General features: G+C 65.2%; 13 protein-coding genes. 11 read left to right on the forward strand and 2 right to left on the reverse strand.

Annotation, left to right across the window (positions count from 1 at the left end; translation table 11 throughout):
- The first annotated feature begins 1 nt into the window (after position 1).
- The 3 genes from IZU87_RS03335 to IZU87_RS03345 all read left to right on the forward strand — a co-directional run bounded on the left by IZU87_RS03335 (position 2) and on the right by IZU87_RS03345 (position 3,763).
- Positions 2 to 1,522: a sigma-54-dependent transcriptional regulator gene (locus tag IZU87_RS03335; protein ID WP_213113681.1), complete on the forward strand. Its 1,521-nt coding sequence runs from the start codon at positions 2 to 4 to the stop codon at positions 1,520 to 1,522.
- 131 nt (positions 1,523 to 1,653) lie between these two features.
- On the forward strand, positions 1,654 to 2,415 hold the full coding sequence (locus tag IZU87_RS03340) for a DUF1007 family protein (protein WP_213113682.1): 762 nt from the start codon (positions 1,654 to 1,656) through the stop codon (positions 2,413 to 2,415).
- Complete coding sequence (locus IZU87_RS03345) at positions 2,405 to 3,763, forward strand: nickel/cobalt transporter (protein ID WP_213113683.1); 1,359 nt, start codon at positions 2,405 to 2,407, stop codon at positions 3,761 to 3,763. Before IZU87_RS03340 ends, IZU87_RS03345 begins: the two co-directional genes overlap by 11 nt.
- 155 nt (positions 3,764 to 3,918) lie before the next feature.
- Here IZU87_RS03345 and IZU87_RS03350 read toward each other — a convergent pair whose 3' ends face one another.
- On the reverse strand, positions 3,919 to 4,347 hold the full coding sequence (locus IZU87_RS03350; RefSeq protein WP_054555248.1) for an HIT domain-containing protein: 429 nt from the start codon (positions 4,345 to 4,347) through the stop codon (positions 3,919 to 3,921).
- 404 nt (positions 4,348 to 4,751) lie between these two features.
- Between IZU87_RS03350 and IZU87_RS03355 the strand changes: the two genes are divergently transcribed.
- From IZU87_RS03355 to IZU87_RS03390, 8 genes are all read left to right on the forward strand, one after another.
- Positions 4,752 to 5,759, forward strand: coding sequence for a TAXI family TRAP transporter solute-binding subunit (locus IZU87_RS03355; protein ID WP_043333219.1), 1,008 nt, complete (start codon positions 4,752 to 4,754; stop codon positions 5,757 to 5,759).
- Positions 5,760 to 6,124: 365 nt separating this feature from the next.
- Positions 6,125 to 8,197, forward strand: coding sequence for a TRAP transporter permease (locus IZU87_RS03360; RefSeq protein ID WP_152965327.1), 2,073 nt, complete (start codon positions 6,125 to 6,127; stop codon positions 8,195 to 8,197).
- Between the two features lie 204 nt (positions 8,198 to 8,401).
- The gene (locus IZU87_RS03365) at positions 8,402 to 9,181 is read left to right on the forward strand and encodes a sulfite exporter TauE/SafE family protein (RefSeq protein ID WP_225347489.1); all 780 of its coding nucleotides are present in this window, start codon (positions 8,402 to 8,404) and stop codon (positions 9,179 to 9,181) included.
- 157 nt (positions 9,182 to 9,338) lie between these two features.
- A complete protein-coding gene (locus tag IZU87_RS03370; protein WP_054555249.1) occupies positions 9,339 to 10,334 on the forward strand; it encodes a zinc-dependent alcohol dehydrogenase family protein in 996 nt (331 codons plus the stop codon).
- Between the two features lie 65 nt (positions 10,335 to 10,399).
- A complete protein-coding gene (locus tag IZU87_RS03375) occupies positions 10,400 to 10,531 on the forward strand; it encodes an entericidin A/B family lipoprotein (protein WP_084589348.1) in 132 nt (43 codons plus the stop codon).
- A 23-nt stretch (positions 10,532 to 10,554) separates the two neighbouring features.
- Positions 10,555 to 10,686 carry an entericidin A/B family lipoprotein gene (locus tag IZU87_RS03380; RefSeq protein ID WP_107335644.1) on the forward strand — a complete coding sequence of 44 codons (132 nt, stop codon included), beginning with the start codon at positions 10,555 to 10,557 and terminating at the stop codon, positions 10,684 to 10,686.
- A 151-nt stretch (positions 10,687 to 10,837) separates the two neighbouring features.
- Positions 10,838 to 10,969 (forward strand): entericidin A/B family lipoprotein, encoded by a 132-nt coding sequence (locus IZU87_RS03385; RefSeq protein WP_043333217.1) that lies wholly within the window; start codon positions 10,838 to 10,840, stop codon positions 10,967 to 10,969.
- A gap of 175 nt (positions 10,970 to 11,144) precedes the next feature.
- On the forward strand, positions 11,145 to 12,032 hold the full coding sequence (locus IZU87_RS03390; RefSeq protein ID WP_213113684.1) for a LysR family transcriptional regulator: 888 nt from the start codon (positions 11,145 to 11,147) through the stop codon (positions 12,030 to 12,032).
- A gap of 69 nt (positions 12,033 to 12,101) precedes the next feature.
- Here the strand turns inward: IZU87_RS03390 and trhO are convergent, their stop codons facing one another.
- Positions 12,102 to 13,208, reverse strand: coding sequence for an oxygen-dependent tRNA uridine(34) hydroxylase TrhO (gene trhO / locus IZU87_RS03395; RefSeq protein ID WP_213113685.1), 1,107 nt, complete (start codon positions 13,206 to 13,208; stop codon positions 12,102 to 12,104).
- Positions 13,209 to 13,365: the final 157 nt, after the last annotated feature.

Here is a 13,365-nt window from a genome sequence, read left to right on the forward strand (position 1 = left end):
AATGACAGGCTATACGCACGACAGCGATGGCTTCGAGGGCGCAGAGGAGTTTGCCGCCACGGGCCTGGATCCGGCAGAGCTGCGCCTGCAGCAGGACAGCGATCTGACCCGTGAAGCGCCGGTATGGCTGGTGGATGACGATCCGGCGGTGCGCGAATCCCTTGCTCAGTGGCTGGAGCTGGCCGAGATCCACCTGCGCTGCTTCTCGCGCGCCGAGGCGCTGCTGGAAGCCTTGGCCGCCGCCGAGCCGGTCAGCGTGGTGATCAGCGATATCCGCATGCCGGGCATGGATGGCCTGACGCTGCTGGCGCGGCTTGCGCTGCAGGCACCGGAGCTGCCGGTGCTGATGATGACCGGTCACGGCGATGTCGCCACGGCCGTTGCCGCGATGCAGGGCGGCGCGCGCGACTTCATCGAGAAGCCGTTTGACCCCGAAGCGCTGGAGCTCAAGCTGCGTCAGGCGCTGGCGGGGCGGCGCCTGAGTGATGAAAACCAACGCCTGCGCCGCCGCTTGAGCGTGCGCGGCCTCAGTGGTCTGCTGCGGGGCGAGAGCCGTCAGATTCGCCAGCTGCGTGAGCGACTGCTTGAATTGCGCGGGCACCCGGCGCGCGTCTGGATCAGCGGCGAGGCGGGCAGCGGGCGCAGCACTCTGGCGCTGGCACTGGCCGAGCATGCGCCACCTGCTGACGCGCCGCCCTCAACTGCCGCCATGCCGACGGCGGCGACGGCCTTGCTGGCGCGAGTGGAATGCGCGCCCCTGTCGCAAGCCAGGGCAGAGGGCGCGGAAGCACTGGCGAGCGCGATCGAGGATGCGCTCGCGGCATGTCCTGCGGCTAATACCTTGCTGCTGCATGAGGTGGACCACCTGAGTGGCGCGCAATGGCAGTGGCTGGAAGGCTGGATCGCCACGCGTGAGGACGGCGCCCGTCAGGCGCCACGGCTGGTGTGCAGCGCGCAGTGCAGCGGGGGCGACGTGATGGCAAGTGGGCCGCTGACGCGCACCTTGGGGCATGCACTGGCCGAGATCGAACTGACGACACCCGCCCTGCGCGAGCGGCGCGAGGACATCCCGTTGCTGATGGCCCATTTCAGCCGTCAGGCCGCCGAGGTGCATGAGGTGGAGGCGCAACCCTTCGCCAGCGGTGAGCTGGCCGCATTGATGGCGGCGGACTGGCCGGGAAATCTGTGGCAGCTGCGCCAGGCCGCCAGTCGCCGTGTGGTGCTGGGGGAATTGCCCACCGCGCGGCAGTCATCCGCACCGGGCAGTGCCTCAGCGGAGGAGGGCGCAGGCGAGACCGGCAATGGCGCGAGCGATGAGGCGCTGGCGAGCAGCGAGGAGCATGGGCTGGCGGCACAGGTGGCGATGTTCGAGTCGACCTTGATTCGCGCCGCCTTGACCCGCGCACGCGGCAACATCGCTCAGGTTCTGGAGGAGCTGGCACTGCCGCGGCGTACGCTCAATCTCAAGATGCACAAATACGGGCTGCGCCGTGAAGACTTTCGTCATGGCCATGATGATTAGGCGAACTGACCGTCACCGCTGCCTGTCGAAGGTATCCTAGGGCTGCGTCGGGATGCCGCCCGTTTTGTCATGAAGTAACATCCTGCCAATCCCTTCCTGTCGTCCCCGTGACGTTCTGCCGGAGTTTCCCGATGTCTGTTGCTGTTCATCGCCTGGTGGCGGCGCTGTCGTCCGCGCTGGCGCGTTTCCCGTCTCGTCACAGCCTGCGCCCCGTAGCCTGGCTGACGCCGTTGCTGATGCTGGGCACCCTGGTGGCCAGTCAGCCCGCCGCCGCGCATCCGCACGGCTGGGTCGATCTGCGGGTGACGCTGCGCCTCGATGACCAGGGGCGGGCCGTCGCGATGCGCCAGTATTGGCTGCTCGACCCCTTCTACAGCCTGACGCTGCGTCAGGAGCTGGCCGCGCTCGAGGACGATACCAGCATGGAGCAGCGCCTCGATGTGCTGGGCAGCGAGATTCTGGCCAATCTGTCGCAGTTCGATTACTACACCCATGTCACGCTGGACGGCGAACCCGTGGCGCTTGGCAAGGCGACGCGCCAGACCACCTGGCTCAAGGGCGAGCGTGTCGCCTTCCAGATGGAGCTGCCGCTGGCCGAGCCGGTGGCGATGGCTGGCCATACCCTCAGTTATCGTATCTACGACCCCACCTATTACATCGAGATTCTGCATGACCCGGATGCCATCGCCGTGCAGCAAGGGCTGGTGGTGAGCGGGCTGGAAGGGCAGGACTCGGCGCTGAGCTGCACGCCGGGCATCACGCCGGCCGACCCGGACCCGTCCAAGGTCGCCGAGGCCTCGATGCTGGATATCAACGCTACCGCACCGATGGATATCGGCCAGTACTTCGCCGAGGTCGGCAGTGTCAGCTGTGAGGTGGCTGATGAGCAGTGAGCCGAAGGACACCAGCGGGCTTGGCGATATCAAGAGCCTCAAGGGCATGCGTGATGGCCTGCTGAAGCCGGCCTCGTCGCGGGGGCGGCGCCTGGCCGGCTGGCTGGCGGTCGGCTGCGGGCTGCTCGTGCTGGGCATGGCGCTCTGGCCAGGCCTGGTGCAGGGCTGGGGCGAGGCGCTGGGGTGGATCTTCGCCGAGCAATCGCGTTTCCAGCGCTCGCTGGGGCGCGCCATGAGTGAGCTTGCCGCGCATCCCGGCACGCCCTGGGCGCTGATCGGGCTGTCCTTCGCCTATGGCGTGCTGCATGCCGCGGGCCCCGGGCATGGCAAGGTCGTCATCAGTACGCTGCTGGTCAGCCAGCCCATCGTTCGGCGCCGTGCACTGTGGCTGTCGTTGCTGGCGGCCTTGCTGCAGGGCGTCAGTGCGCTGGTGCTGGTCGGCCTCGGGGCGGGGCTGCTCGACTGGGCGGGGCGCGATGTGCTCGGACAGGTCGAGAAGGTCACTCTGCTCAGTCATCTCGGGGTGCTGGTGCTGGGGCTGTTGCTACTGTGGCGCGCCGCTCGCACGCTATGGCGTGTTGTCAGGGCACAGCCTGTCTCTAGCGTGGGAGCGCCGCAGGCGCCAGCGATGCAGGGGCTGGCGTTCGAGCCGTCGCCTGGCCGCGACCACTCACATTCTCACTCTCACTCTCACTCTCACTCTCACTCTCACTCTCACTCTCACTCTCACTCTCACTCTCACTCTCACTCTCACTCTCACTCTCACTCTCACTCTCACTCTCACTCTCACTCTCACTCTCACTCTCATTCTCACGGCCACGCTCATTCACACGGGCATGACTGTGGTTGCGGCCATGCGCATGGCGTGACGGCGGAGCAGGCCAGTGGCGACTGGCGCACCATGGGCATGGCGGTGCTGGCGATCGGCCTGCGGCCGTGTTCCGGCGCGATTCTGGTCTTGCTGGCCGCGCTGGCGCTGAACATGGTCGGCAGTGGGGTACTGGCGGTGCTGGCGATGTCATTGGGCACCGCGCTGACGGTGGGTAGCGTGGCGATGGCCACCTTGATCATGAAGGCCAGCGGACGGCTGGCGGCGGCCGGCTCGCGCCTGGGTGGGCCGCACTCAAACGGCCGCGCGCGTCGTCAGTGGCCGTGGGCGGCGCTGGTCGGGCTGCTCGGCGGCATCATCATCACGGTCTTTGGCGCTTTGCTGGTCGCCAGCAGTCTCAAGGCGCTGGACTCTCCCACCGGTCGCGGTGCTTCGCCGTTTGATCGCTCGGCGCCGGGCACCTCCCTCCAGAGCCCTCTGGGCCCGAGGTCTTCAGGGCAGAGCTCAGGCGGCGAGTGAGGTCTGCGGCGTCGCCCTAACTACCTGCTACACACTACCTGCAAGTTACAAGAACGGGGCCCATTGGGCCCCGTTCTTGTAGATGACAGTGTCTGTGAAAGTGCAGGTGACGGCATCGGTGACAGCTGATTCGCCGCAGCTGGCAGGAGGCTGAGTCAGTAGGAGTAGCTCGGCAGCTCGGCGATCTTCATGCGCAGGGTGTCGACCAGCACCGTCAGCGCTTCGCTGTCGTGGGGCTCTGCCGTGCCGACGCCCCACACCGGCCCTGGCCAGGCTGCATCATCGCTGCGGCGGGCGATCACGTGCATGTGCAGCTGTGGCACCATGTTGCCCAGTGCGCCGATATTGAGCTTCTCGCCGCCGCTTACCGTCATCAGCAGCTCGCCCAGTTGGGTGGTTTCCTGCCACAGCTGCTGCTGGGCGCTGCTGTCCAGTTCGTAGATCTCGCGGATGGCATCGCGGCGCGGAATCAGTACCAGCCACGGATAGCGCGCATCGTTCATCAGACGCACGGTGCACAGCGGCAGGTCGGCCACGAAGTGGGTGTCGGCGTCCAGCTGCGGGTGAAGGCTGAAGGGGGTCATCGTCTCTCCTTGATCGGATGGAGCAGGGCGGGCGTGAGTCGAGGGCAAAGGGTAACCCGAATCGTGGCGGACTCCTTGGCGTGAACGCCCGCGAATGCCCTCAGTGTGACCAGATCGGCAGAATCCTGCCACTTTGCGGATTGCCCGTGCGTGCTGTGGGGGCTGCGCAATGCCCCCATCGCCAAATACCGCGCCGCGCGGACAGTTGCTAACCTTCTTCCTACGCTGAAGCAGAGGCTCGCAACGAACGCCCCACGCAAAAGAGGGCTACCTTGCGCATTGTCGGTCGCGACATGGCCAGCACCGCCCAGGGCCAGAGCCTGCTCAGCCGCAATGTCCGTCTGCCTACCCACATTACAAGAATGCTCAACCTGCGCCCGGCAGGTTCGCCAAGGAGTCACTCCATGCAAAAGCGCCAGTTCCTCAAGGCCGGTCTCGGTCTCGCCATCGCAGCCTCTCTTGGTCTCAGTGCCGTGGCTCAGGCGGAAGGCAAGTACATCATGGGTACCGCCACCACCGGTGGCACCTTCTACCCGGTCGGCGTGGCACTCTCCACGCTGATCAAGGTCAAGCTCGAGCCGACCGCCGGCATCTCCGTGTCCGCGATCTCCTCTGCCGGTTCCGGCGAGAACCTCAAGCTGATGGAAGAGGACCAGGCCCAGTTCGGCATCATCCAGGGCCTCTACGGCGCCTGGGCATGGAATGGCACCCCGCCGGTCAACAAGGCGCACAAGAACCTGCGCAGCATCTCGATGCTGTGGCAGAACGTCGAGCACTTCGTGGCCCGCAATGATGAGGTCAAGTCCGGCACCATCGAGGACATGACCAACTTCTACGGCAAGAGCTTCTCCATCGGCAAGAAGAACTCCGGTACCGAAGGCTCGGGTCGCTTCATCCTCGAGCAGCTGGGCATCGATGCCGACAAGATGGATCTGGCCTACATGGGCTATGGCCCGAGTGCCGATGCGATGCAGAATGGCAACATCGACGGCATGAACATTCCGGCCGGCGCACCGGCCTCCGCCGTGACCCGTGCCTACGCCAACCTGGGAGGCGAGATCACCACGCTGGACTTCACCGAAGAGCAGCTGGCCAAGGTCAACTCGCAGTTCGAGCTGTGGACCCCGTATGAAATCGCCGCTGGCACCTACCCGGGGCAGGACGAGGCGATCAACACCATCGCCCAGCCGAACATCCTGGTGGTGCGTGACGATGTCTCCGAAGAAGACGTCTATCAGATCACCAAGACCATGTACGAGAACCTGCCGTTCCTGAACAACATCCACCCGGCCACCAAGGCCATGGCCATCGACAAGGCCATCGCGGGCCTGCCGCTGCCGCTGCACCCGGGTGCAGCACGTTACTTCAAGGAGCAGGGCATCGAGATTCCGGCGCGCCTGATCGCCGAGTGATCCACACCTGATGTTCCCGCTGCCCTCATCGCTCGCCTCTGGCGGCGGTGAGGGCAGCGCAGTTTCCCAGACCAATAAACCACCGCCGGTCCGGCGCCATGTCACTGCCCCGCGTGGGTAAAGTGGCAAGCGCAGGACCAGAGCAGTGCCCACGAATGATTGCTGTAGAAGCCCGTATTCTCCTCGCAAGCCCGGGCGCATGGTGACGCAAGTCGCCGCTGCGCCATCGCTGTCTGATCCCGTTTTGAGGCAACGCCATGCATGATTCCCGCTCGCCAGAGCCCTCTCGTCCCACTGATAGCGAAGCGCAGGAGCCGGATCTCTCCGGTGTGCGCGACGAATCCGCCGAAGCTGCGCCGTGGCGCATGGAGCTGCCCTGGCTGGGGCGTGCCGTCTTCGTGATCTCCATCGTCATCTGTCTGGCGCACCTGTACTTCAACACCGTCTCGACCCTGTCGGAGCTGTGGGTGAGCGCCTTGCACTACGGCCTGTTCGGTCTGCTGTGCGCGCTGACCATTCCGATGCTGACGCCGGCCAGTGATGGTGCCAAGCGCTGGGTGCTGGGCGTGGATGTCATGCTGGGGTTGGCCGCGCTGGGTTGCGGCCTCTATCTGATCGGCTTCGAGGATGCGCTCTATGACCGCGGCGTGGTGTTCTCCACCGCGGACTGGGTGGTCTCCATCGTCGCGGTCGGTCTGATCCTCGAGTTCGCGCGCCGCACCACCGGCTGGTTCATCCCGGTGCTGTGTCTGATCGCGCTGACCTACGTGGCCTGGTGGGGCAAGTATGTCGGTGGCGTGTTCAACTTCCCGGGCCTGACCTGGGAGACGGTGCTGTTCAGAAGCTTCATCGGCGGGGAAGGGATGCTGGGCTCCATCGCCCGCATTTCCTGGTCCTACGTGTTCATGTTCATCCTGTTCGGGGCCTTTCTGGTCAAGTCCGGCGCGGGTGACTTCATCATCGATCTGGCGCGCTGTGCGGCAGGTCGCTTCAAGGGTGGCCCGGGCTTCGTGGCGGTGTTCGCCTCCGGCCTGATGGGCTCGGTGTCCGGCTCGAGTGTCGCCAACACCGTCTCCACCGGTGTGATCACGATTCCGCTGATGCGCCGTGCCGGCTTCCCGGCGCGCTTCGCGGCAGGCGTCGAGGCCGCCGCCTCGACCGGTGGCCAGCTGATGCCGCCGGTAATGGGCGCGGGCGCCTTCATCATGGCCTCCTACACCCAGGTGCCGTACCTGACCATCGTCGGCGTGGCCGCCTTGCCGGCGCTGCTCTACTTCCTGTCGGTGGCCATGTTCGTGCGCATCGAGGCCAAGCGCTCCGACGCCACGGCGCTGGACGACCCGCAGGGCCCGCGTCTCAAGGACGTGCTCAAGGATGGCTGGCACTATCTGGCACCGCTGTTCGTGCTGGTCGGTGCGCTGATCTACGGCTTCACGCCGACCTACGCCGCCGGCATCGCGATCCTGTCCGTCATCGCGGCCTCGTGGCTGTCGAAGAATCCGATGAAGCTCGGTGACATCATCGAGGCGATGCTGGCCGGGGTGCGCAACATGACCACCACGGCGATCCTGCTGATCACCGTCGGCCTGATCGTCAACGTCGTCTCCACCACCGGTATCGGCAACACCTTCTCGCTGATGATCACCGACTGGGCGGGTGGCAGCCTGCTGATCACCATCATCCTGATCGCGCTGGCGTCATTGATTCTGGGCATGGGCCTGCCGGTGACGGCGTCCTATATCGTGCTGGGCACGCTGTCCGCCCCGGCGCTCTACAACCTGATCGCCCATTCCCAGCTGGTGGATCTGCTGGCGGCGGGCAACCTGCCGGAGCAGGCCAAGGCCATCTTCATGCTGGCAGCACCGGACAAGCTGGACCTGCTGGGCGCGCCGATGAGCATGGACGCCGCCCGCGAACTGCTGGCGCTGGTGCCGGATACCTTCCAGAGCCAACTGTATGAGCAGGCGCTGTCGCCGCACGTGCTGACCATGGCACTGGTGAGTGCGCACATGATCATCTTCTGGCTGTCCCAAGATTCCAATGTCACGCCGCCGGTCTGCCTGACCGCCTTCGCGGCAGCCGCGATCGCCCGTACACCGCCGATGAAGACCGGCCTGATGGCCTGGAAGATCGCCAAGGGACTCTACATCGTGCCGCTGCTGTTCGCCTGGAGCCCGCTGATCTCCGGTGACATCGGCGAGATGCTGACGGTGTTCGTGTTCGCGCTGTTCGGGATCTACGCCATCGTCGCGGGCCTGGAAGGCTATCTGGAGCACGAGCTGCCCTGGTGGCTGCGTCTGGCGATGTTCCCGCTCGGTGCACTGATGCTGTGGCCGCATGGTCAGCTGACCTACGACCTCGCGGGTCTGGTCATCTTCCTGGGCGTGCTGACCTACAGCGTGCGTCAGAGTGGCCGGCAGGAAGCGCTGGCGCACTGAGCCAGGCGTGTCGGATGAGCGCCAGACGCGTCAGCCGATGTGGCTGAAGCAGGCGTGACGCGACGCGATATGCTATGAACGATGCCCGGCATCACTTTCCCCCGCTCAGTCACGCGAGGGTGGTGTGTCGGGCATCGCGCGCTCTGGGGCCTGTCCGCCTTGGGCGTCTTCACTCAACGGGATGGCGGGACAAGGAATGTCGACATGATGTCGGATGTTGCAGGGCTGACCAGCGGCCTTGATCTGATCAGCGTAGTGGCGCTGATCGCACTGGGTGGCGTGGCCGGTTTCATCAATGTGCTGTCGGCGGGTGGCTCGATGCTGACGCTGCCATTGCTGATGTTTCTCGGCCTGCCGCCTGCGCAGGCCAATGCCACCAACCGCGTGGCGATCGCGTTGCAGAGTGCGACCGCGACCAGCACCTTCCTCAAGGCGGGCGCGCACAACATGGGGGTGGCCTGGCGACTGGCCGTGCCTGCCGTGGCAGGCGCCATGCTGGGCGCCTGGCTGGCGACCCGCATCAGTGCCGAGGCCTTCGAGAGCGTCCTGATCGTGGTGATGGTGGTGTGCTCGATCATGATGCTGTTGCCGACGCCGCGCATCGACACCCGTGAGCTGACGCCGGAGCGCATCACGCCCGTGGTGTTGCTGGCGATGTTCGGCATCGGCATTTATGGTGGCTTCATCCAGGTCGGTGTCGGCGTGCTGTTCATCGTGGTGCTCTACCGGCTGCTCAAGATCGACCTGACCCAGGTCAACGTCTTCAAGGTCTTCATCGTGTTGATGTATACCCTGCCGGCGCTGGCGGTGTTCGTGTTCGATGGTCAGGTGCGCTGGGCCTACGGTCTGGTGCTGGCGGTCGGCAACATGAGCGGCGCCTTCCTCGGTGCACGGGTCAACATGAGTCCCGCGGGCGCGCGGTGGGTCAAGTGGCTGACGGTCGCGGTCATCTTCATCATCGTGCTCAAGCTGGCGCTGACCTGATGCTGACCTTATGCAAGACACGGAGTAAGCTCGCGGTAATCTGAGCGAAATGCCAGTCTGTCCCGTCGACACACCGGCACGCCGCTCACCCCCTATTCATGATGGCGCCGAGCCCGGCTATGGCGTCTCTTCCTTCATCGTTCAGGAGTCTTTCCTCATGCAAGCCATGGTCATCGAGCAGTACGGCGGTCCCGAAGTGTTCGTCGAGCGCGAACTGGAGACCCCGACACCGGCGCGGGGGCAGGTGCGTATCAAGGTGACGGCTTCCAGCATCAACCCCATCGAGACCAAGCTGCGCAGCGGGCTGGTCAAGTCGCATCCGGAATTCCCGGCCATTCTCAATGGCGATGTCTCCGGGGTGATCGATGCCGTCGGCGAAGGCGTGTCGGACTTCTCCGTCGGGGATGAAGTGCTGGGCTGTGCCGGTGGCGTGAAGGGCTGGCAGGGTGCTCTGGCCGATTACATGATCGCCGACACCCGTGTGATCGTGAAGCGCCCGAGCCTGGCGGCGCTGACGCTGGAGGAGTGCGCGGCCTTGCCGCTGGTGTTCCTGACGGCCTGGACGGCGCTGGTCTCGCGCGGTCAGATCAAGGAGGGCGAGCACGTGCTGATCCACGCCGGCACCGGCGGCGTCGGCCATGTCGCGGTACAGATCGCCAAGTATCTCGGCGCGCATGTCACCACCACCGTGTCCAGCGAAGCCAAGGCGGACCTGGCACGCCAGCTGGGCGCCGACGAGATCATCAACTACCGCGAGGAAGCGGTCGCGGACTACGTGACGCGCTTGACCTCCGGGCGTGGCTTCGATCTGGTCTTCGACACCGTCGGTGGCGACAATCTGGATCGCTCCATCGAGGCCACCGCGACCTCCGGTCGTCTGTGCTCCATCAATACCCGCTCGACCCACGACCTGACCCAGCTGCACTCCAAGAACCTGTCGCTGCACGTCATCTTCCGCTCGGTACCGCTGCTGACCGGTATCGGCATGGACGACCAGCCGGAACTGCTCAACGCCCTGAGCGAGATGCTGGAGGCCGGCGCGGTACGTCCGCTGCTCGACGAGCACCAGTTCAGCTTCCGTGACGTCGCCAAGGCGCATGAGTTGCTGGAGTCCGGCGAGGCGCTGGGCAAGATTCTGCTGGTAAATCGTTGAGTATTGGCACCTTCGGTCAGTGAGGGTGTCTTACCTTCATTGGCCGTTGATCAGGAAGAGAAGTGATGAGAATGACGCGTTTGATGGTGGCTGCCCTGTTGGTGGCCAGTGTGAGTCTGGCCGGCTGCAATACCGTGGCCGGTTTCGGCAAGGACCTGGAGCATCTGGGCGGTTCGATCGACAACGCCGCCAGCTGATTGCCCGAGAGAGAGGAATGCCCATGCGACGATTCATGATGATGACTGGCACCGCGCTGCTGTTCGGCCTGCTGTTGGGTGGCTGTAATACCGTGGAAGGTTTCGGGGAAGATCTCGAACACCTTGGGGGTTCCATCGAGGAATCGGCCAGTTGATGGCACTGTCCATGGCATGGGCGGCGAGTGAACAAAACATGAATCTCACCCCTTGAAAGCCCATGGGGCGGCCCAAGGTATGAGGGTAGAGGCGCAGGCACTGGCGTCTTTACGAGATTTCTCGATATTCACTACCGCAAGGAGCATGACCATGTCCCGCACCATTGCACTCATCTTCGCCTCTTTCTTCACTCTGGCCGCGCTTTCCGGCTGCAACACCGTTGACGGTGCCGGCCAGGATGTCGAGCATGCTGGCGAAGCTGTCCAGGACGCCGCTCAATAAGCGACGCCCCGGATAGTGGTGATATCCAACGCCCGGCCATCGCGCCGGGCGTTTTCGTGTCTGATCGCCAGACATGCAGGCGTGCTGACTGACGGGCCGCCTTGCGTCATCATAGCGCTGACGGCATGCGCCCCCAGCGTGCGTCACTCCCGCCACCGCGAGCCAAGGGCCCGACATGGATCATCGACAGTTGAGTTTTCTGGTCGCGCTGGCCAGTGAGCGCCATTTCGGTCGCGCCGCACGGGTCTGTCATGTCACCCAGCCGACGCTGTCGGCGCGCCTCAAGCAGCTCGAGGAGGAGCTGGGCACGGCGCTGATACTGCGCGGCCACCGCTTCGAGGGCTTCACGCCGGAAGGGGAGCGCGTGCTGACCCACGCACGGCGCATTCTCGCCGAGCTGGATGAGCTGAAGGGAGACCTGTCGCCGGACGCGGTGCTGACCGGCCGCCTGTCATTGGGCGTGGTGCCGTCGGCGCTGGCGGCGGTCGGCGAGTTTCTGCCGCGGCTGCGGGAGGCCTTTCCGCAGCTCTCGCTGCGCCTGCGCGAGCTGTCGACCTCATCGCTGGCCCAGGGGCTCGAGGATGGCGAGCTGGATCTCGCGGTCGGCTACCCCGCGGCGCCGGCCATGAGCGGCTTTGCCTGTCGGCCGCTCTATCAGGAGCATTCGGCGCTGATCGCCAGTCAGACGCATTTCCGCCTGCCCGACGCGCCGCAGTGGGAGTGCCTGCGTGACTATCCGCTGGTGTTGCTGACGCCGGAGATGCAGCAGCGGCGACGCCTCAATCAGCAGTTCGAGCTGCTGGGGCTGCAGCCCTCGCCCTTGTTGGAGGCCAATTCGATTTCCGGCCTCGGCGTGATGCTGGAGGCTGGCCTGGGAGTCAGCGTGCTGGCGGAGAACCTGGCCGATTCGCGGCTTGGTGAAGGGCTGATCGCGCGTCGGCTGCCCGGCGAGGGCGAGACGGTCGGGCTGTTGTGGCGCAGTGGTCAGCAGCGTAGCCGACGGCTGAATGCCGTACTGGAACTGCTGCGTTCGTTGCCTCACTCGGCGGGTGTGGCCGATTGAGTGAGCCTGCAACGCAGAACACCCCGTCGAGACGGGGTGTTCGGGTAGCGAAAGCGACGTTGGCCGCTATCAGCTCTTCTCGCTGGACTTCTTGCTGGCCTCCAGCGCGGCACGACGGGCGGCTTCACGCTGCTGCTGCTTGGCATCGCGCCGTGCCTGCATCTGGGCGACGGCATCCATGCCCAGATGAGCTTCGCCACGTTCTCTGGCGAGGCGGATCTGGTTCTCGCGCTCGGCGAAGCGCGCCTTCTGGGCATCGCTCAGCTTGTCGTAGCAGCGCGGGCAGCTGACGCCTTTCTGGTAGCGCTCGCTCTGCTTGTCTTCCTCGGTGATCGGCAGGCGGCAGGCATGGCACTGGTCGTACTGGCCGGGGCGCAGCTGGTGGTCGACGGTGACGCGCTCATCGAACACGAAGCACTCGCCCTGCCACAGCGTCTCTTCCTCGGGCACTTCTTCCAGATACTTCAGGATGCCACCCTTGAGGTGATAGACCTCATCGAAGCCCTGCTCCTTGAGATAGGCCGTGGACTTCTCGCAGCGGATGCCGCCGGTGCAGAACATCGCCACTTTGCGGTGCTGCTGCGGGTCCAGCTCACGCGAGACGTAGTCCGGGAAATCACGGAAGGCAGTGGTGTTCGGGTTGACGGCACCGGCGAAGGTCCCCACTTCCACTTCATAGTCATTGCGCGTGTCGATCAGCAGCACCTCAGGATCGGAGATCAGCGCATTCCAGTCCTTCGGCTCCACATAGGTCCCGACGGTGTGACGCGGGTCGATGCCCTCGACGCCCATGGTGACGATCTCGCGCTTGAGCTTGACCTTGGCGCGCAGGAAGGGCGCCTGCTCGGCCAGTGACTGCTTGGTGTCGAGCTCGGCCAGACGCGGGTCGCTGGTCAGCCAGGCGAGCAGCGCATCGATGCCCGCGCGTGAGCCGGACACGGTGCCGTTGATGCCTTCGCGGGCCAGCAGCAGGGTGCCGCGGATGGCGTGCTCGTTCATCACCGCCAGCAGCGGGTCGCGCAGCGCCTCGAAGTCCTCGAGGGTGACGAACTTGTAGAGCGCACAGACCACATGCTGCGGCGCCAGCGGGCTGGGGCGGGTGGAGGCAGATGTGCTAGTCAGCTGCGGGGCGCTGGCCTGATCAGATGCGGCAGTCAGGTCGGGAGTGTCGGTCATGCGAAGGGTCCTCATGCGGGCCGGAACGTAAATCCGGAGCAGGATGATCGAGAGATGAGAGCGGCCGGCGGACGGGTGATAGCGCGACAGCAGGAGCACCCTCAAGGGTCGGCGACGCATTTTACGCGACTCGCGCGCGAATTTCTCGCCCACCACG

Origin of the sequence: Cobetia sp. MC34, from assembly GCF_018340035.1 — a bacterium.
In the GTDB taxonomy this organism is placed as follows: domain Bacteria; phylum Pseudomonadota; class Gammaproteobacteria; order Pseudomonadales; family Halomonadaceae; genus Cobetia; species Cobetia amphilecti.